Genomic DNA, 19,686 nt, shown 5'->3' with positions numbered 1-19,686 from the left:
GAGGTGTTCGATCGGAGGATGGGGCACATGACGGATCAGCGAAGGTCGTCGCGTGAGAAGCCGCCGGTAGCGGTCTCCGCCGTGGTGGCCGACTTCACCGCCCGGCCGCCGGTGCGTGAGCAGATCGTCGAGGGCGCCGTCCCCGCCCCGCCCGCAGGATTTCAGGTACGCGAGGATCTACTGGCGCCACTCGCCGCCGAGGAGGCGGTGTGCGCGCTGACCGGCGCTCCGGGGGTGGGCAAAACGCTGCTGGCCGCCTCGTACGCGTGGGCCTGCCAGGCGGCGGGGTGGCCGGTGGTGGCCTGGATCCCCGCCGCGACCACCGATCAGATCCTCGCCGGACTGGAGGACCTCGCCCATCGGCTGGGGGTGCGCGTCCCCGTTGACACCCCCGAGAGTGCCTCGGACAAGGCGAAGGCGTGGCTGTCGGGGACGCATCAGCCATGCCTGGTGGTGTTCGACGGCGCCACCGACATCCAGGCGGTGCGGAGGTGGTGTCCGGCCGGCGGAGCGGCCCGGGTGGTGATCACCTCCCGCGACCGTGCCTTCGGAGATCACTACGCCCCGATGGAGGTGAATGCCTTCACCCCGGCCCAGGCGGTGGCGTTCCTGGCCGGCCGCACCGGCCTGGCCGATGAGAGCGCGGCCGCCGAGCTGGCCGAGGAACTGGGGTGTCTGCCGCTGGCGCTGGCCCAGGCGGGCGCGGTCATCGCCCGGGAGAAGACCGGCTATCACGGCTACCTGCGCTCGCTGCGCGACCTGTCCCCGGATCGGCAGCTGACCACCCTGGAGGACGACGGCTATCCGGCCGGGGTGGCACAGGCGGTCCTTGTCTCGCTCGGCCAGGCCGAGGAGGCCGTCGCGGGCGCCCGCCCGGTGCTGGAGAGGCTGGCGGTGCTGTCCTCGACCGGCGTGACCAGGTCGCTGCTGCCCGGTGGCGCGGAATCCGAGGAGCGATCGGGCGTCGACGAGCTTCTGTCCGGGTTGGCCGACACCTCGCTGATCACCTTCAGCGACGATGGCCGGGTGGTGCTGATGCACAGCCTGATCCAGCGGGTGCTGCGCGAACGCGCCCACCACGACGACCGCCTGGGGCAGGTGCTGGCCGATGCCGTCGGCCCGCTGCGCGCGTTGAACGACCTGATCAACGAGGAGACCACGCCCTGGAAAGCCAGGGGCATGGCGAAGTCCCTGCGGGAACACATCGGTGTCCTCTATGCCACCGCCTTCCCCGTCGGCCTCCTGACACCTGACCTGCTGCTGCTGCGCGGCTGGTCCGGCGACTACCTGCGGGAGATGGGCGACCTGTCCCGCGCCATCACCCTGCATGAGGTGACACTGGCCGAATCCGAACGGCTGCTGGGCACCGACCACCCCACCACCTTGAGTAACCGCCACAACCTCGCCTGTAGCTATCAGGCGGCGGAGCGGACGCAGGAGACCATCGCCCTGTTCGAGCAGGTCCTGGCCGAACGGGAGCGGGTGCTGGGGGTCGACCACCTCGACACCCTGACCAGCCGCCAGGTCCTTGCCTACACCTACCAGTGGGGAGAACGGACGCAGGAGGCCATCCCCCTGTACGAGCGGGCAGCGGCCGACTGCGAGCGGGTGCTGGGCAGCGACCACCATCTCACCCTGGGCACCCGCCATGACCTCGCCGACACCTATCGGTCTGCGGGGCGTACGCGGGAGGCCATCGCCCTGTTCGAGCAGGTCCTGGCCGACTGCGAGCGGGTGCTGGGCACCGACCACCACATCAGTCTGGCCAGTCGCCACAACCTCGCCGACGCCCATCAGATGGAGGGACGGACGCAGAAGGCCATCACCCTGTACGAGCAGGTCCTGCCCGACTGCGAGCGGGTGCTTGGCCACGACCACCTCCTCACCTCGACCACCCGCGGCAACCTCTCCGGCGCCTATCGGGCGGCGGGGCGGACACAGAAGGCCATCACCTCGTATGAGGCGATACTGACCGACTGCGAGCGGCTGCTGGACGCCGATGACCCCCTCACCCTGACCAGCCGCCACAACCTCGCCGAGATTTACCTGGAGGCGGGTCGGCTGCGGGAGGCCATCGTCCTGTACGAGCGGGTCGTGGCCGAACGGGAACGGAAACTGGGCGCCGACCACCTTGACACCCTGACCAGCCGCCACTACCTCGCCTACGCCCACGACTCGGCGGGACGGACGCGAGAGGCCATCGTCCTGTTCAAGCAGGTCCTGGCCGACTGCGAGCGGGTGCTGGGCGCCGACCATCCGAACACGCGGGCGGCACGGGAGAGTATTGACAATGTCCGTTCCTTCCTGCCGAGGTGGCGACGCCTGATCGGCCGGTGAGCCCGAGGTGGCCGGCAAGGGGTAGGGGAAGACAGCACTGTCGAGTTCATCCGGCCCGCCCACCGGACAGGAATCAGCGGCCGGCGGGGTAGTGGCCGGCGCGGCGGGCCGGAGAGGTGAGGCCGGCGACGGCGGCCACCACCTCGGAGGGGTTGGCGAGATCGGGCAGGACCGCGTCCGCCCCGGCCTCGTGCAGCTCGGCCGCCAGGGAGCGCCCGGAGGCGACGCCGATCATCGCGGCCCCGGCGATCCTGGCGGCCTGGACGTCCCTGGCCGAGTCGCCGATCAGCACGGTGTTGCTCCCGTCGAAGGTCGCCCCGTACTTCTGCTTGGCCCGGCCCTGCGCGACCTGCAGGAGGGTGGCCTTGGGATAGACCTCCTCGCCATAGCCGCCGATCGCGAAGTCGACGTACTTGTCGAGGCCGAACGCGGTCAGCTTGTGCACGGCGTTGCTCTTGATCGTGCCGGTGAGCACCGACTGGACCACGCCGTCGAGCTTTGCCACCGCCTTCAGCGCGTCGCGGGCTCCGGGCATCATCCGGCCGTCCTTGGCCAGGCGCCTGCGCCTGGCTCCGAAGGATTCGGCCAGCGCGTCGAGGAACCTGGGGAGGTGGTCGTCCCCGGCGACGATCCCGTTGATGGCGAGCATCTCGAAGACGATCTCAGAGTCCGGGCGCCCGTTGGGCTGGGTCAGCTTGACCAGGGGCCTGCCGGTGACAGCGCGGAAGGCCTCCGCGTATGCCTCGCGGGTGACGATGGACACGTCGACCAGGGTGAGGTCGATGTTCCAGAGAACGAGGCGGTTGATCGGAGCCTCCCGGAATGGGTGCGGATGCCCAGGGTACGGCCCGAGGCGCATGGCGACCGCCTCCGATGCCGAAAACATTAGTTTTTGGGTGGGATTGCCCTGTGGTGGTGCCCCCTCCACCATGCCGACCGGGAAACCCCACCGTTCACCTGTCCGGCCCGCGACCATTTTTCGGATACGGCGGCCTCCGCAGGCCCGAGGGGCAGAGCCTAGGCGTGGTCGAGAGCGTTCGCGAGGGTGTCGACGACCGGGACGCCGCAGGACATCAGGTCGGCGCGGCTGGTCATGCCGCCGGTGTAGAGGACCGCGCGCGCGCCGACGTGCTGGGCGGCGTGCGCGTCGTCCAGGCTGTCACCGATCACGAGGACGTTGGCCGGGTCGATGCCGAGCGCGGCCAGGTGGGCCACCATCGACTCGGCCTTGTGCCCACCGGAGGCGCTGCGCAGACCGTCGATCCGGGTGAAGTGGTGGTCGATGCCAAACTCCGCGATCTTGGGAACCAGCCGGTCATGCGCCCACATGGACAGCAGCGACTGCCTGCCTCCCGTGTTCCCCCAGCTTTCCAGGGTGGAGAGCGCGTCGTCGGCCAGCCCGCACTCCAGCATCAGCCGGTGGTAGTTGTCGTGGAAGCCAAGATCGAGCATCTCCCACTCGCCCTCGTGGAGGGCACGGCCGAGCATGCGCTCGTAGGCGGCCCAGATCGGGCGCGTGTAGACGGCACGGAAGCGGTCCGCGTCGTAGGAGCCCAGCCCGTACGGCTCGAACACCGCGTTCGTCGCACCCACGACGGCGTCGATGTCGTGGAAAAGCGTGCCGTTCCAATCCCAAACAATGTGTCTCATATTGCCTCCCAGGATAGCGAAAACCCTCGCCGGAGCGGCGCCATGACAGGGTGATCGGCCCGCTCTCCGGACTCCGGACGCGAGAGGGGATCAGCCGACCAGGTCGGGAATCTCCTGGGTGGCGTACCAGAGGAGCTCGTTGGCCTCGACGCCGTCCACGGTGAACCTGGCGTCGTCGTCGCCCCGGTCGGCCGCGGGCAGCGCCGCGACGGCGGCCTCGACGTCCTTCACCGCCGACAGGTCGTCCACATGGACGGCGGCGATCCGCGCCAGCGGCACCGCCGCGGCGAGTCGTACCCGGGCGCGCTCGTCCAGATCGGCGCTCACGCTCACGTCGCCCTCCGGTACGTCGACGGCGACGACCACCCGCCGCGCGGCGACCTCCACCCCGTCCGCGCGGTCGGCGGCCAGCATCCGCAGGGAATCCCTGGCCGCCTCGGTCAGTGCGACGTACTCCAGTTCCTCGGTGTCACCCGAGACGTACCACTCGATCAACGCGGGTGTCACCGCGTAGCCGGTCAGCGGGGCCGGGCCGAGCTCCCCCACGGTGGCCACGCGGGCCAGCGCCGGGAGCGTACACGGCAGGTAGACGCGCATCCATGCCTCGATCTATCTCTTAAGACATCGGTGCCGGTTCGGCGCCGATTCACGCATCGAGTGTGCCAGTACCGGCGACCCGCGGTGGTACCGCCCGCGCGGAGTGACCCGATCCGCTCCGGACCGGACGGGCGTCAGCGCAGCGAGACCCGCAACAGGGTCTCCAACTCGGCGATGGTCACCTCGGGGTCGCGGTGGTGCACGCCGACGATGCCGAGCCGCCGGGCGGCCTCGATGTTGGCCTCGATGTCGTCGACGAACACACACTGCTCACCGGCCAGGCCGATCCTGCCGAGCGCGTGCTCGAAGATCCTCTGCTCGGGTTTGCGCATGCCGATCTCTCCCGAGATGACGACCTCGTCGAAGACGTCGTCCCAGCCCTCGCGGGGATACTCGTTCGCCCAGGAGTTGGAGAGCAGGCAGGTGCGCAGCCCGGCGGCACGGGCCACCCGGAGCATCTCGTACATCGGCTCGACCCGGTGGAAACGGGAGAACATCCTGTCCAGCAGGCCCTCGGCGACCGGCGGCACGCCGTCCGTGGTGACCAGCCGGGCGGCCAGGTGGCGTTCGAAGTCCAGCCCGGAGATCTCCCCCCGCTCCAGAGCGTGGATCACGTTCTCGCTGTTCTCCAGGCCCTCGTACGCGTGGACGACGAGCTCGCGCATCACCTGCCGGTAGTGGTCCGCGTCGAGTCTCTCGGCGACGATCCACTCCGCGACCGCCTCGGAAAGGCCGACGGTGAGCACGCCACCCCAGTCGATCAGCACGCCCTTGAGCATCTGTCCTCCTTAGTGGAACGGGTTCCAGGGTAAGTGTGGCCGGTGAACGATCGGAGAAGGGGTGGTGCCAAACTTGCCGCCATGGACTTCGCGCTCAGCGACAAGGCTCAGGAATACCTCGCCAATCTGACCGATTTCATGGCAACTCACGTATACCCGGCGGAGCCGGTCTACCATGCGTGGCGGCAGGCCAGGGGCTACGACAACCACGAACTGCCGCCGGTGGTGGAGGAGCTCAAGTCCGAGGCGCGCTCACGCGGCCTCTGGAACCTGTTCCTGCCCGATGAGTCGAACATGTCGGTGCTCGACTACGCCACCCTGGCCGAGGTCACCGGCCGTTCCATCGACCTCGCGCCCGAGGCACTGAACTGCGCGGCCCCCGACACCGGGAACATGGAGGTCCTGCACATGTTCGGCTCGCCCGAGCAGCGGGACCGGTGGCTCAAGCCCCTGCTCTCCGGGGAGATCCGCTCGGCGTTCGCGATGACCGAGCCCGCCGTGGCCTCAAGCGACGCGACCAACATCGCCACCTCCATCCGGCTCGACGGCTCCGAGTACGTGATCAACGGCCGCAAGTGGTTCATCACCGGGGTCGCCGACCCGCGCTGCGAGATCCTGATCGTGATGGGCAAGACCGATCCGGACGGCCCCCCGCACCGCCAGCAGTCGATGATCCTGGTCCCGATGGACACGCCGGGTGTGGAGGTCGTCCGCCACCTACCGCTCTTCGGCTACCAGGAGCAGCACGGCCACTCCGAGATCGTCTTCACGGACGTCCGGGTACCCGCCTCGAACCTGATCGCGGAGGAGGGTGACGGCTTCCGCATCGCCCAGGCCCGTCTCGGCCCCGGTCGCATCCACCACTGCATGCGTGCCATCGGCATGGCCGAGCGCGCCCTGGAGCTGATGTGCACCCGCGCCGCCAACCGGGTGGCCTTCGGCCAGACGCTGGCCCAGCAGGGCGTGGTGCAGCAGCAGATCGCCGAATCACGGCTGGCCATCGAGCAGGCCAGGCTGCTCACCCTGAAGGCCGCCTGGATGATCGACACGGTCGGCGTGAAGGCGGCCGCCTCGGAGATCTCCGCGATCAAGGTCGTCGCTCCGAGGATGGCGTGTGAGGTCATCGACCGCGCCATCCAGGTCCACGGCGGCATGGGTCTCGCCGACGACGTCCCGCTCGCCACGATGTACGCCCAGGCCCGCGCGATGCGCATATTCGACGGCCCGGACGAGGTTCACATTCGCACCGTGGCCCGTCGCGAGCTCAAGCCGTACCTCTCCTAGGACGCTCCTGAACGGGGTGCATACGGTCCGATGGATTGGAGATTCCTCCCCCGATATCCGATTCAAAGGCCGGTACGAGTTTCACGGCTCCAATTCGAGGAAGATTACGAACATGGCACTCAGGCCATATAACTGCACGTAGAAGGCGTGATCGGCCTCCTGCGGGCTCCATTTGCACCTTCCCTCGGTTCCCATGAGGAGGGATCATGGCAGTAGCTCAGGCGAGCCGGTCACGCGCCCGTACGGCGCGGAAGCCGACCACACCCGCCGCGTCCACCACGCACACACCGTCAGGCCGGAAGCAGGACAACCCCTCACTGAAGTTGAACCTTCCAATGATGACCGTGCAGTTCCGGCCGCCGCATGTTCACATGCCACACGTCAGCCGGCAGGAAGCGGGCCAAGCCGTCGACACCGCCAGGTCCTTCCTTCCGCCCCCTGAGCGCATCGTCTACTACGGAGGGCTCGGCGCCCTGGCTGTGGCGGGGTTGATCGAGTGGCCGGTGGCGGCCGCCATCGGGGTCGGGACGATGATCGCTCAGCGTGCCCGCGGGAGAGGCCGGGCCCCGGTCTCCGCGCCCCGGGCTCCGACGCCCACCGCACGAGCCGCCAAACCCGCGGCACGCGCCACCAAACCCGCAGCACGCGCCGCCAAACCCGCAGCACGGGCCACCAGGCCCGCGGCACGGGCCGCAGGCACCACCACCCGGCCCACAAGCACCACCGCACGGGCCGCCAGACCCGCGGCGCGCGCCGCCGGCACCACCACGCGGGCCGCCAAACCCGCAGCACGGGCCACCAGACCCACCGCACGAGCCGCCGGCACCACCACGCGGGCCGCCAAACCCGCAGCACGCGCCACCAGGCCCACGGCACGAGCCGCCGGCACCACCACGCGGGCCGCCAAACCCGCAGCACGGGCCACCAGGCCTGCGGCACGAGCCGCCGGCACCACCACGCGGACGACGACATCCCGGACCACGAAACCCACCGCACGGACCGCCAAGACCACGTCACGCGCCACCAGGCCCACCTCACGAGCCGCAGGCACCACCACGCGGACCGCCAAGACCACATCGCGTGCCACCAGGCCCACCTCACGAGCTGCGGGCACCACCTCGCGGACGACGTCCCGGACCACGAAACCCACCTCGCGGACCGCCAAGACCACGTCACGCGCCACCAGGCCCACCTCACGAGCTGCGGGCACCACCTCGCGGACGACGTCCCGGACCACGAAACCCACCGCACGAGCCGCAGGCACCACCGCACGGACCGCCAAGACCGCGTCGCGCGCCACCAGGCCCGCGTCACGGGCCACCAGATCCGCATCGCGGACCTCGGCGTCCGTTTCCCGTACCGCAAGCTCCGCCTCCAGGGCCACCAGGTCCGCCGCCCGCCCGAAGACCTCGACCCGCAGGAGCACCTCCAAGTGATCACAGTGATGGGGCCGATCGGGCCACGTGTAACCACGGCCTGATCGGCCTCGTCATCTCGTCTACTGGAGATCCGGATGTTCCTGCCCCGTCTGCTCTCACTTCCCGCGGAAACTCTCTGGGGTGCCATGCCCGAGGTGATCCGCAACGCCCTGAGGCATTCCCGAGGGAGGCGAATCTGTCCTGGTGGGCTCCGTATCGACCTGTACGTGATCGGCGGTCCTGGCAGCGGGCGGACGGCGCGACGGCTGGAGAACTCGCTGCTGAAGGTGGAGGGGGTCGAGCGGGCGGAGGTCAACGGCGCCCTCGGGATCGTGTTCGTGGGGTGCGACCCCGACTCGGTCGACCTGGAGAAGCTGGTGGCGGTCGTCGATTCGTTCGACAACGCTGACGACGGCGACGGCGACGGCGAGCCGGACGTGGACGAGGACGCCGAGTTTGACGACGAGTCGCTGCCGGGCCCGGTGTCCCTCGCTTCCGAATACGCGGAGCACCGCATCGCCAACCCGGTGCGGAGCCACACGCGCATGGGCATCCGGCTCGGCGGGAGCCTGGTCGGAACGAGCATGGCGCTCGCCGGGCGGGTGATGCACGTGCTGCCGCTCACTCCGATCATTCCCGCCCTGCTGAGCCTGGCCGAGTCCACCCCGAAGGTCCGCACCGAGCTGGACCGCCACCTCGGCGTTCCGACCGCCTCCGCCCTGCTCGAGACGGCGGACATCGTCACCTACACGCTGGCGCTGCGTCCGCTGGGGATGCTCGTCCAGTCGGCCACCGCCGTCGGCCGCTACCTTGAGACGCGCGACACGCGACGGGCCTGGGAGAGGCACGAGCACGAACTGGGTTCGTGGGGGGGCTCCTACCGCCACATCCGCGCGGCCAGGAAACCGCGCCCGTCCCCCATGTCCACCAGCCCCGTGCGACGGTTCGAGCACGTCGCGAGCCAGGTGGCGGTGGGCGCCACCGGGCTGACGTACCTCCTCGGCAAAAACCGGGAACGGACCATCGCCATGCTCACCGCGGCGACCCCCAACGCCGCGAAGCTGGGCCGCGAATCCTTCGCCTCCGCGATCGGGCGCGCCCTGGCGCGGCGCGGGGCGGTCGTTCTCAACAGCCGCGCCCTGCGCCACATGGACGGCATCGACACGGTCATCCTCGACGCCGACGTGCTCGACACGGGTTCCTGGGAGATCGACCGCATCGTACCCCTCGGCGACGCCGACACCGACGGGCTGCACGCGCGGCTCTACGCCCTGCTCGACCTCGCCGACCCCGGCGCGCGACGGGAACACGAGGAGTGGACGGCCGAGCCGGTGCCGGGCCCGGCCGGGCTCATCGCGGCGGACGCCGAGGAATGGGAGGCTCGGGGGCTCCGGGCCGTCCGCGTGGCGCGGCAGGGCGTTCCCGTGGCCCTGGTCGGCATGGCGCCGCAGGTGGACCCGCTGGCCGACGCGATCGTCACCGCGGCCAAGGCCGCGGGCACCGTGCTGCTGGCGGGAGGTGATCTGGGGCTCGGCCTGCGGCTCGGCGTCGACGAGTTCGTACTGGACGCCTCCCGGCTGACCCGGTCGGTCCGCGAGCTCCAGGCGGACGGTCACGGGGTCGCCGTGGTGTCGGGACGCCGCATGACCGCGCTGGCCCACGCCGACCTGGGTATCGGCGTGCTGTCCCGCTCGGGCCGGGTGCCCTGGGAGGCGGACGTGATCGGCGCACTCGAGGAGATCCACCTGCTGCTGAGCTGCCTGGCACCGGCGAGGAAGACGAGCGAGCGGTGCGCATGGCTCGACGCCACGGGAGCGACCGCCGGAGGCGCGCTGACCGCCCTCGGGCCGCCGTCGCGGTCACTGGGCAGGGCGCAGCTCTCAAGTGACTGCACCGCGATGGCCGCCATCGTCACGGGTGTGTGGGCGGGCTGGCACGCCGGGCAGGAGACGCCGCCGGTCCGGGTGGACCAGACTCCCTGGCACGCGATGTCGACCAAGGACGTCCTGTCCCTGCTGGGCTCCTCGCCCAGCGGGATCACCGAGGCCGAGGCCATCCGGCGCAGGAGCTCGGCGGGATCCGCGGAGTCTGAGCGTCCCGCCTCGCTGCTCCGCGCGTCCGCCGAGGAGCTGGCCAACCCGCTGACCCCGGTCCTGGCCACCGGGGCGGGCCTGTCGGCCCTGGTCGGCTCGGTCTCCGACTCGGTGATGATAGCCACGGTGGTGTTCGCCAACGCGTTCATCGGAGGGGGCCAGCGGTTCACCGCCGAACGGGCGTTGCATCGCCTGACCGAGTCGGTCGCGATCCGGGTTCGGCTGCGCCGCCCCAACGAGGGCGTGAGCGTGACGGTCGAAGACCTCGTACCGGGCGATGTGCTCGAATTGCGCGCGGGCGACACCGTGCCGGCCGACTGCCGGGTGCTCAGGGCAACGGGCCTGGAGATCGACGAGGCCGCACTGACCGGCGAGTCCCAGCTCGTCACCAAGTCGCCGGCGCCCGTCAACGCACCCGCCGTCGCCGACCGGAGCTCGATGGTCTACGAGGGTACGACCGTGGCGGCCGGTAGCGGGCTGGCCGTGGTGGTCGCGGCGGGCGAGGCGACCGAGGCTGCCAGGACCGCCAGGCTCGCCAAGGAGCGGCCACCCGTCTCGGGCGTGCAGTTGCGACTGCGGAAACTGAGCCGCCGGATCCTTCCGGTCGCGGTCGGCTCCGGCTTCGTCCTGCTCGCCGCCGACCTGCTGCGCGGCAGGTCGATGATCGAGGCGCTCGCGCCCGCGGTGAGCCTCGCCGTCGCCGCCGTGCCCGAGGGGCTGCCTTTCGTCGCCTCGGTCGCGGAACTCGCCGCCGCCCGGCGGCTGTCGACCCGCAACACCCTGGTGCCCAACCCCTCCACGATCGAGGCCCTCGGCCGGGTGAACGTGCTCTGCTTCGACAAGACCGGGACCCTCACCGAGGGGCGCATCAGCCTGCGGTGCGTCTCGGACGGGCAGGACGAACGTCTCGTCGAGGCGTTGACGCCCGAGATGAGGCACATCGTGGCCGCGGGGCTGCGCGCGTGCCCGCGGCACGATGAGGGGCGTCCCATCGCACACCCCACCGATCGCGCCGTGGTGAACGGGGCCGAGCAGCTGGGCGTGGTGCCCAGGGAGGGCACGGGGAGCTGGGAGAGGGTCGACGAGCTTCCCTTCGAGCCCGGGCGCGGCTATCACGCGGTACTCGGCGCGAGCGACTCGGGGCCGCTGCTGAGCGTCAAGGGCGCTCCGGAGGTCGTGGTCACCCGCTGCACGTCCGTACTCCGCGACGGCCAGGTGGTCCCCCTCACGGATTCCCTTGAGGCGGAGCTGGAGAAGGAACTCGACCAGCTCGCCCGGCAGGGCTACCGGGTGCTCGCGGTCGCGGAGCGCGCCGCCTCCGACCGTCGCGACCTCGACGAGTCCCGCATCCAGGGCCTGTGCTTCCTGGGCTTCCTCGGCCTGGCCGACCCGGTGAGGCCCACGGCGGCCGAAAGCGTCGGCCGGCTGACACGGGCGGGCGTACGCATCATCATGATCACGGGCGACCATCCGAGCACGGCGGAGGCGATCGGCGTCGAGCTGAACGTGCTGAACGGCGGGCAGATCATGACGGGGCCCGAGCTGGACGGGATGGACGACGAGACCCTGCTGGAGGCTCTGCCGGACGTGACGGTCTTCGCCAGGACCACCCCGGCCCACAAGGCCAGGATCGTCGGCTGTCTGCGCCGGGCCGGCAAGGTCGTGGCGGTCACCGGGGACGGCGCCAACGACGCCCCCGCGATCCGGCTCGCGGACGTGGGGATCGCCCTCGGCTCCCGCGCGACCCCGGCGGCCAGGGCCGCGGCCGACATCGTGGTGACCGACGACCGCATCGAGACGATCGTCGATGCGATCATCGAGGGCAGGGCCATGTGGGGGTCGGTCCGCGACGCCCTGAGCATCCTGCTGGGCGGCAACATCGGCGAGATCGTCTTCGCGGTCGGATCCAGCCTGATCAGCGGCCGGAACGTGCTGAACGCCCGGCAGCTGCTGCTGGTCAACCTGCTCACCGACATGCTGCCCGCGATGGCGGTGGCCTCCCGGCCACCGACCGCGACCAGTCCGGAGAAGCTGCTGGAGGAGGGCCCGGAGGCCTCGCTGGGAGCCTCCCTGACCCGGGACATCTACCTGCGGGCCGCCACCACGGCGAGTGCGGCGGGCGCGGCCTGGGCGATCGGCCGGATGACCGGCACGCGTGGGCGGGCGGACACGATGGGACTGGTCGCACTGGTGTCGACGCAGTTGCTGCAGACCCTGGCCCTGGGCACCCGGGATCGCACCGTGGTGCTGGCCTCGCTCCTGTCCCTCGGCGTTCTGGGCATGACCGTCTCGGTTCCCGGGCTCTGCCACTTCTTCGGCTGCCGCTTCCTCGGGCCGGTGGGGTGGTTCATCGCCCTGGGCAGTGCCGCCGCCACCACGGCCGCCGGGGTCGCCTTCCAGGCATCCACTCGACAGGTGTCACCGAACGTTCACCGAACGGTAATCTCCTAGCTGGTGACTTAGTCCTGTTTGGTATGGATTATCGCATTAAGCGATCCTTCTCCCTGCGAGGTTGTTATGTCCGGATTCCTCTCCACGGTGCTCGCCAAGGCGGCGGTCATGCTGATCGAGGCCCTCCTCATGCGCGTCATCCAGTCCCTCGTCGTCTCGCTGGCCAGGACCGGCAGCCTCCAGGCCGCCTGACCCGGTTCCGCGGCACGGACCCGGCCGTGACCGCGAGAGAACCGTGACCATGAGAGAACCATGGCCGGGTACACGACCATGACCACGGCGACCGGGGCCCAGGCCGCGGTCGCGATCTTAAAGCTCGCTCAGCGGGCCCGCGAGTTGATGAGCCGGGCGACCTTGAGGTGCCCGGCCGAGCGCAGTACCCGCTCGGCCCTGGCCGGGTCGGCGACCGGCGCCCTCTCCAGCAGGCCACGGGCGGCCTTCAGCTTCAGCAGGCGCCGGACGGACTGGTCGAGCCGCGCCTCCGAGATCTTCCCGGACTTCACCGCGGCCAGCAGCGCCCCACGGGCCTCGCGGTAGTCCGGCGGCATGAGCAGCAGGTCCACCCCGGCCTGGATCGCCCGTACCGCCACCTCCCCGTCGCCATACCTCTTGCGCACCCCCGCCATGTCCAGCGCGTCCGTCGAGACGACCCCGTCGAAGCCGAGCTTCTCCCTGAGCAGCCCGGTCAGGATCGGCCTGGAGAGGGTGGCCGGGTCGCCGGAGGGGTCGAGCTTCGGCATGACGACGTGCGCAGTCATGATCGCGTCGACGTCCTTGCCGATGGCGGCGGCGAAAGGCGGGGCGTCCAGCCTTTTCCACTGGGACAGCGAGTGCTTGATCACCGGCAGACCGGTGTGGCTGTCGACGTTGGTGTCACCATGGCCGGGGAAGTGCTTGGCCGTGGCCGCGACCCCCGCGTCGTGGAAGCCGCGTACCGCGGCGGCGACCATCGGCGCGACCTTCTTCGGATCGGAGCCGTAGGCGCGCGGGCCGATCACCGGGTTGCGCGGGTTGATGTTGACGTCGGCGACGGGGGCGAAGTCGAGGTTGATGCCCAGGACACGCAGCTCGCGGCCGGTCACCTCCGCGGCCCGGCGGGCCAGCGAGGGGTCGCCGGTCGAGCCGATGACCGAGGCTCCCGGCAGGTTGGTGACCAGCGGGGCGAGCCGGGAGACCTGGCCGTTCTCCTGGTCCGCGCCGATCAGCAGCGGGATCTCCGGCGACGCCTTCTGCAGCCCGTTGGTCAGCGCCACGACCTGCCTGACGTTCTTGACGTTGCCCGCCCAGGGGAACAGGATCACCCCGCCGGGGCGGTAGCGGGCGACCATCTTCGCCGGGGTGTCCACGCCGAACCGCGCCTGGTTCTCCCCCGACACCGTGTCGGCCGCCTGACCGTAAAGCACCGGCATGAAGAGCTGGCCGACCTTCTCCTCCAGGCTCATCGAGGCGAGCACTGCCTCCACACCGGCCGGCTTCGCCGTCCCGGGCTTCGCTGTCTCGGGCTTCGCCGTCTCGGCGGGCGCGGCCGCCGGGCCCGCGGACTCCGCCTGGCTCACGCTCGCGGAGGACTCACCGCCCCCGACCGCACCGGACGCCGGTGGAACGGCCCCTCCGGTGCCGACACACCCGGCCGCCATCGTCGCGATCACTGCGATCCCCGTCACACGCATCCACCGAGCCATGCCTCTTACGCTATCCGGGCGGATGTCCCGGTGCCCGCGCTCCGAACCGGCCGGCGAACCAGAGGCACCTCGGCTCACGGTGCCGACGCGATGCCCGCCAACTGGTCGAGAAGCTCCTCGGCGCCCTCGCCCTCGGCCCTGATCACCACTATGTCCCCCCTCCTGACGTCGAGTGCGAGGACCGACAGGATGCTCTTGGCGTTCACCGGTGAGCCGGCCCCCTTGGCGATGGTGACGTCCAGGGACGCCTTGGTCGCCGCCCGCACGAACGTCGCGGCGGGCCGGGCGTGCAGGCCGACCTCCGACGTGACGGTGACATGGCGCTCGGCCACGTGTTCCTCCTCAGAGTCGACAGTGCGGTCTAGACCACACGGTGTGTTTACCGGCCTTTGGCCATCCGATGGCTCAACACCATTTCACATTCTTCGCCATCTCCCGGTCCCGCGGGCCGTCAGACCGGATCGCTCCACTCGAAAAGCCGGTCACCGGCGTCCACGACCCCCTCGGCGAGGCCGACGACGGCGCTCGCGGTGGCGTCCAGCGCCACGACCGGGCAGATCGGACGGCGCCCACCCGCTTCGATCCCGGCCGGGTCCCACGCCACCACCGGCTGCCCGGCGCTCACCCGATCGCCCTCCGCGACCAGCAGCTCGAAACCCTCGCCCCTGAGCTGAACCGTGTCGATGCCCAGGTGGACGAGGACTCCCCTGCCGTCGTCGCCGACGACCACGAACGCGTGCGGGTGCAGCTTGACGATGGTGCCCGCGATGGGGGAGAACACCCGGCCGGGCGCCCTGTCCGGCTCGATCGCCATGCCGGGCCCGACCAGGCCCTCGGAGAAGACCGGGTCGGGTACCGAGTCGAGTCTCACGGCCACCCCCGCGACCGGTGCCAGAACCGTGGTCACCGCACTCCCCTCGGCATGCCCCCGTCCGCGAGAACACCTCCCTCAGCCGATGATGTCCTCGATGTCGCCGGCGATCGTGTCGGCCTCGGGGCCCACCACCACCTGCACGACGCCGCCGGCCACCATCACGCCGTGCGCGCCGGCCGCCCGCAGGGCCACCTGGTCGACCTTGGAGGCGTCACGCACCTCGGTGCGGAGCCGGGTGATGCACGGTTCGATCTCGATGATGTTGTCCGCACCACCGAGTCCAGCGATGATCGCGTCGGCGTCGGCCGCCATGTCGCCCTCCAGTTGTGATCACCCTGTCCCCAGGGCTATGGGCAGGCTAGAGGAGGTATCGCGATCAGTCGGTCTGGGTCACCTTGTTGAGACCACGTGGGGCGTCAGGGTCGATCCCCAGCCTGCGCGCGAGCGCCTCGGTGAGCAGCTGACCGGGGACGATCAGGCCCAGCGGCGCGACCCACTCGGGCAGGTCGGGGCCGTTCAGCGCGGCGGTGGAGACCGAGGAGAGCGCGGTACCGCCGCCGACCGTGTAGGCCGAGGCTCCCGCGCCGGTCACCCGCTCGGCGAGCGCCACGGTGCCGGCCAGGGTCGGGCCCTCGCCCGCCGCGACCAGGATCGCCGGGGTGTCGGAGTCGACCACGGCGATCGGGCCGTGCAGCAGGTCCGCGTACGACAGGCCCATGGCGTGCAGGTAGCACGCCTCCTTGAGCTTGAGCGCCAGCTCCAGCGCGGTGGAGAAGGCCAGCCCCCGGCCGGAGACCACGACGCCGGGCTTGTCCGCCAGCCCCTCGACGATCGCCTCCAGATCGCCCGGGTCGCCGACCAGCTTCTCGACCGCGTCCGGGACCCGCCGCAGGTCGCCGGGGTCGACGTCCGCGCCGAGACCGAGGGCGAGCACGGCGAGGGCGGCGAGCTGGGTGGTGTAGGTCTTGGTGGCGGGGACGGCCTTCTCCTCGCCCGCCACCGTGCACAGGGCGAGGTCCGCGGCCTGGGCCAGGGGGCTCTGCTCTCCGCCGTTGGTGATGGCCACGGTCCGGGCCCCACAGTCCTTCGCCCAGGCGAGGGTCTCGACGATCTCCTCGGTCCTGCCCGACTGGGAGAGGGCGACGGCCAGCACGCCGTCGAGGTCCAGCCTGCGCCGGTAGGTGGTGGCGATCGAGGGGGCGGCGAGCGTGGAGAGCCTGCCCGTGTGCGCCTCGGCCAGATAACGGCCGTAGACTGCGGCGTTGTCGGAGGTGCCACGGGCGATGAACAGCAGCTGGCGGGTCTGCCCCGCGAGCCGCTCCACCTCCCCGGCCCTGGGGAGGAGGGCGTCGAGCGTGGCTCGCAACGCGGCGGGCTGCTCGGCTATCTCGCTGCGCATCTTGGTCGTCATCTCGCGCTCATCCTTCGGCTCGGACGGACGAGATCGGGCCGTTATCGATCCGTCTCCGGTCCGTACGTTGACACCCTTTTCCGGCCTGTGGTCTAGTCCGGACTAGACCAGTACGAACCATAACTCATCAGACACCTCAGATCGAGGGGGGAGGATCCTGTGGCCCAGATCGATCCGGACAGCCCGGTGCCCAAGTACTTCCAGCTGCGGGAGATCCTGCTCGATCTCATCGAGAACAACGAGCTGGCGATCGGCACCGCGATCCCGTCCGAGCGCGAACTCTGCCAGCGCTTCGGCCTGTCCCGGATGACCGTCCGGCAGGCCGTCGACCACCTGGTCTCCGAGGGCAGGCTCCAGCGGGTCGCCGGCAAGGGCACCTTCGTGGCCCGTCCCAAGATCGAGATGGCCCTGCGGCTGACCTCCTTCAGCGAGGAGATGCGCACCAGGGGCATGGAACCCGGCTCCCGCGACCTGGACCGCCGGGTGGTCAGGGCCAGCGCGCACCTGGCCAGGGAGCTCGGCATCCAGCCGGGCGACGAGGTCCACTTCATCGAACGGCTGCGGACCGCGGCGGGCGAGCCCATGTGCATCGAGCGGGCGCACATTCCCGTCTCCATCGCACCCGACCTCGACACCCACGACCTGACAGGCCGCTCCCTCTACGCCCTGCTGGAGACCCGCTACGGCCTGGTGCTCGACGCCGGCGAGCTCACCATCGACGGTGGCATCGCCGACCCCGGCGACGCCGACCTGCTGAAACTGCCACGCGGCGGGGCCGTGCTGCTGCTGCAGCGGCGCTCCTACGCGGGAGGCGTCTGCGCCGAACTCGGGGTCTCCACCTATCGCGCCGACCGCTACCAACTCCGTACGATCCTGGAGCTACCGACCCGCCGCGCCTGACCCCACCCTTCGCCGCACTCCTCCCTCCCACCCCCTGGAGGAAAGCCCGATGAGTCCCCCCTCGGCGGACGCGGGCCTGTCCGCCGCCCACCGGCCCGGGTCCGCCGCGATGAGCGTGCTCCAGCGCCTGGGACGTTCTCTGATGCTGCCGATCGCGGTCCTGCCCGCCGCGGGCCTGCTGTTCAGGCTCGGCCGGGACGACCTCCTTGGCCGGACCGACAGCGTCCTGCTCGACGATGTGGCCCGCGTCGTCGGCACGGCGGGCGGCGCGCTCTTCGACAACCTGCCCATCCTGTTCGCGATCGGTGTCGCCATCGGATTCGCCCGCAAGGCCGACGGCTCCACCGCCCTGGCGGCGCTTGTCGGCTATCTGGTCTTCCACGCCGTCAGCATGAACATGTTCTTCATCCTGTTCGACGCCGACCTGAGGGAGTCCATCACCACCGAGGTGTTCGAGCGGGCCACCCCTGGCGTTCCCAGCGTGGTACTCGACCTCGGCGCGCAGAACCCGACCAGGGTGCTCGGCGGCATCATCATGGGCCTGGTCTCGGCACTGCTCTGGCAGCGCTACCACCGCACCAGGCTGCCGACCTGGCTGGCCTTCTTCGGCGGGCGCCGCCTGGTGCCGATCCTCACCGCCTTCGCCGGGCTCGTGATCGGGGTGTTCCTTGGCTTCGTCTGGCCGGTGCTCGGCGGCTGGGTCCGCGCCTCCGGGACCTGGCTCGCCTCCAACAGCGAACTCGGCGCCGGGGTCTACGGCATGGTCAACCGCGCCCTGCTCCCCCTCGGCATGCACCACATCGTCAACAACGTGATCTGGACCCAGGTCCCCGAGTGCGTGGTCGACGGCAAGAAACTCGCCGGGGACCTGATCTGCTTCAACAGCGGTGCCGTCGGCTACGGCGGCTTCGAGGCCGGTTTCTACCCGGTCCTCATGTTCGGCCTGCCGGCCGCCGCGATCGCCATCTGGCGGGCCGCACCGCCGCACCGGCGCACCGCGGTCGGCTCGATCATGATCTCCGCGGCGCTCACCGCCTTCCTCACCGGGATCACCGAGCCGATCGAGTTCGCCTTCATCTTCGTGGCTCCGGTGCTGTTCGTGATCCACATCGTGCTGACCGGCATCTCCTTGGCCCTCGCCTCCGCCCTGGGCGCCAAGCTCGCCTTCAGCTTCTCCTCAGGGCTGATCGACCTGGGCCTGTACGGGACCGCGCCCAACGCCCGGGGGATACCGATCGTCATCGTGATGGGGCTGGTCTACGCGGTGATCTACTACTCCGTGTTCAGCTTCCTGATCAGGAAGCTGAACATCATGACCCCCGGCCGCGAGCCCGAACCCGACATCGACTCCGGCGAGCCGGCCGCGCCCCCCGGTGCGGCGCCTGGCGGCCCTGACAGCGGGCCGCCCGGCTCCTGAAGCGGTTTCGGCCGTCCAGCGAAGATCACGGCTCGGGCCGGAACCCGCCCCCCTCGGGGATGGACCACTCCAGCTCAAGGTCACCTTCTCCGCCCGAAGGGACGAACCAACCGGGATTTTCAGAAAGTTGGCGGACCGCGTATCTGGGCAGTGGGCCGGAAACTCCTTCAAGTGTCAGTTTCCCCACCCGCAAGCCGAGCCCAATCGGAGTCACCCATGTCGCCCCCACGACGTCCGGCGCCGCTCCCCCGGATCGCGCCGTCCCCCGCCGCCGAGCCGCCCTACGACGAGGACCGCCCCGCGACGGACATCCCGGCCATGCCTCCGTACGTGCAGGGAACCCTCGCCCTCGCCCTCGAACCCGAGACTCCGGCACCTCCGACCGGGAAGCCGCTGATCTGGGGCCCGCCGGGGGCGATCCCCGACGAGCGGCGGCTGCGCGCCCTCGCGCAGGCCGTCGCCGAGATCCTGGCCGGCAGGCGACCGCCGGCGAGCGTCTCCTGTCACCTGACCGGCAGGGCCCAGGCCGAGCTGACCAGGAGCGGAAAGATCATCAACAGCGCACGCCCGCCCCGGGCGGGCAGGGCGCACATCTCCCAGCCCGAGGACGGGGTGGTGGAGATGTGCGCCGTGGTCGACTGCGGTGACCGCTCGCGCGTCCTGGCGCTCAGGCTGGAGCGCAGGGGCGTGCGGTGGCTCTGCACCGAGTTCGAGACGACTCCCTGACACGCCGGAGGGCCCGCACCATGGTGCGGGGCCGCCCGGGACCGATCAGGCCGCGCCGTTGGTGGGG

At 70.7% G+C, this 19,686-nt stretch carries 17 protein-coding genes; 7 read left to right on the top strand and 10 right to left on the bottom strand.

From position 1 onward, the window contains the following. The first annotated feature begins 27 nt into the window (after window positions 1-27). Entirely contained in the window at window positions 28-2,337 is a 2,310-nt protein-coding gene (locus tag ABZU75_RS24045) for a tetratricopeptide repeat protein (RefSeq protein ID WP_355558175.1), read from the top strand. A 73-nt stretch (window positions 2,338-2,410) separates the two neighbouring features. On the opposite strand, the gene ABZU75_RS24040 is transcribed toward ABZU75_RS24045, so the two are convergent. From ABZU75_RS24040 to ABZU75_RS24025, 4 genes are all read right to left on the bottom strand, one after another. Further along, window positions 2,411-3,196, bottom strand: a complete 786-nt coding sequence (locus tag ABZU75_RS24040) for a haloacid dehalogenase-like hydrolase (protein ID WP_355558222.1) — start codon at window positions 3,194-3,196, stop codon at window positions 2,411-2,413. Between the two features lie 158 nt (window positions 3,197-3,354). Beyond that, a complete protein-coding gene (locus ABZU75_RS24035) occupies window positions 3,355-3,987 on the bottom strand; it encodes an HAD hydrolase-like protein (RefSeq protein WP_355558172.1) in 633 nt (210 codons plus the stop codon). A 90-nt stretch (window positions 3,988-4,077) separates the two neighbouring features. After that, window positions 4,078-4,584, bottom strand: a complete 507-nt coding sequence (locus ABZU75_RS24030; protein ID WP_350951567.1) for a hypothetical protein — start codon at window positions 4,582-4,584, stop codon at window positions 4,078-4,080. A 134-nt stretch (window positions 4,585-4,718) separates the two neighbouring features. Further along, complete coding sequence (locus tag ABZU75_RS24025; RefSeq protein ID WP_355558168.1) at window positions 4,719-5,363, bottom strand: HAD family phosphatase; 645 nt, start codon at window positions 5,361-5,363, stop codon at window positions 4,719-4,721. Between the two features lie 81 nt (window positions 5,364-5,444). Between ABZU75_RS24025 and ABZU75_RS24020 the strand changes: the two genes are divergently transcribed. Beyond that, entirely contained in the window at window positions 5,445-6,647 is a 1,203-nt protein-coding gene (locus ABZU75_RS24020) for an acyl-CoA dehydrogenase family protein (protein ID WP_350920890.1), read from the top strand. Window positions 6,648-7,185: 538 nt separating this feature from the next. On the opposite strand, the gene ABZU75_RS24015 is transcribed toward ABZU75_RS24020, so the two are convergent. After that, entirely contained in the window at window positions 7,186-8,079 is an 894-nt protein-coding gene (locus tag ABZU75_RS24015; RefSeq protein WP_355558165.1) for a hypothetical protein, read from the bottom strand. Between the two features lie 81 nt (window positions 8,080-8,160). Here ABZU75_RS24015 and ABZU75_RS24010 point away from each other — a divergent pair, with 81 nt between their 5' ends. Beyond that, window positions 8,161-12,609: an HAD-IC family P-type ATPase gene (locus ABZU75_RS24010; protein ID WP_355558162.1), complete on the top strand. Its 4,449-nt coding sequence runs from the start codon at window positions 8,161-8,163 to the stop codon at window positions 12,607-12,609. A 66-nt stretch (window positions 12,610-12,675) separates the two neighbouring features. Further along, complete coding sequence (locus ABZU75_RS24005) at window positions 12,676-12,801, top strand: hypothetical protein (RefSeq protein WP_355558159.1); 126 nt, start codon at window positions 12,676-12,678, stop codon at window positions 12,799-12,801. 128 nt (window positions 12,802-12,929) lie between these two features. On the opposite strand, the gene ABZU75_RS24000 is transcribed toward ABZU75_RS24005, so the two are convergent. From ABZU75_RS24000 to ABZU75_RS23980, 5 genes are all read right to left on the bottom strand, one after another. Continuing rightward, a complete protein-coding gene (locus ABZU75_RS24000; RefSeq protein ID WP_355558156.1) occupies window positions 12,930-14,273 on the bottom strand; it encodes a glycoside hydrolase family 3 protein in 1,344 nt (447 codons plus the stop codon). A 92-nt stretch (window positions 14,274-14,365) separates the two neighbouring features. Next, on the bottom strand, window positions 14,366-14,623 hold the full coding sequence (locus ABZU75_RS23995) for an HPr family phosphocarrier protein (RefSeq protein ID WP_355558153.1): 258 nt from the start codon (window positions 14,621-14,623) through the stop codon (window positions 14,366-14,368). A 119-nt stretch (window positions 14,624-14,742) separates the two neighbouring features. Beyond that, entirely contained in the window at window positions 14,743-15,198 is a 456-nt protein-coding gene (locus ABZU75_RS23990; protein ID WP_355558150.1) for a PTS glucose transporter subunit IIA, read from the bottom strand. A gap of 42 nt (window positions 15,199-15,240) precedes the next feature. After that, window positions 15,241-15,477 (bottom strand): glucose PTS transporter subunit EIIB, encoded by a 237-nt coding sequence (locus tag ABZU75_RS23985; protein WP_350920870.1) that lies wholly within the window; start codon window positions 15,475-15,477, stop codon window positions 15,241-15,243. A 64-nt stretch (window positions 15,478-15,541) separates the two neighbouring features. Further along, entirely contained in the window at window positions 15,542-16,576 is a 1,035-nt protein-coding gene (locus ABZU75_RS23980) for an SIS domain-containing protein (RefSeq protein ID WP_355558147.1), read from the bottom strand. Between the two features lie 159 nt (window positions 16,577-16,735). Here ABZU75_RS23980 and ABZU75_RS23975 point away from each other — a divergent pair, with 159 nt between their 5' ends. The 3 genes from ABZU75_RS23975 to ABZU75_RS23965 all read left to right on the top strand — a co-directional run bounded on the left by ABZU75_RS23975 (window position 16,736) and on the right by ABZU75_RS23965 (window position 19,619). Beyond that, complete coding sequence (locus tag ABZU75_RS23975; protein WP_350920864.1) at window positions 16,736-17,476, top strand: GntR family transcriptional regulator; 741 nt, start codon at window positions 16,736-16,738, stop codon at window positions 17,474-17,476. A 49-nt stretch (window positions 17,477-17,525) separates the two neighbouring features. Next, window positions 17,526-18,893 (top strand): PTS transporter subunit EIIC, encoded by a 1,368-nt coding sequence (locus ABZU75_RS23970; RefSeq protein WP_355558143.1) that lies wholly within the window; start codon window positions 17,526-17,528, stop codon window positions 18,891-18,893. 216 nt (window positions 18,894-19,109) lie between these two features. After that, window positions 19,110-19,619: an Rv3235 family protein gene (locus ABZU75_RS23965; RefSeq protein ID WP_355558140.1), complete on the top strand. Its 510-nt coding sequence runs from the start codon at window positions 19,110-19,112 to the stop codon at window positions 19,617-19,619. Window positions 19,620-19,686: the final 67 nt, after the last annotated feature.

This window comes from Streptosporangium sp. NPDC005286 (assembly GCF_040607515.1).
In the GTDB taxonomy this organism is placed as follows: Bacteria; Actinomycetota; Actinomycetes; order Streptosporangiales; family Streptosporangiaceae; genus Streptosporangium.
The sequence above is the reverse complement of the archived record's forward strand: the minus strand, read 5'-3'. Positions and strand labels throughout refer to the sequence as shown.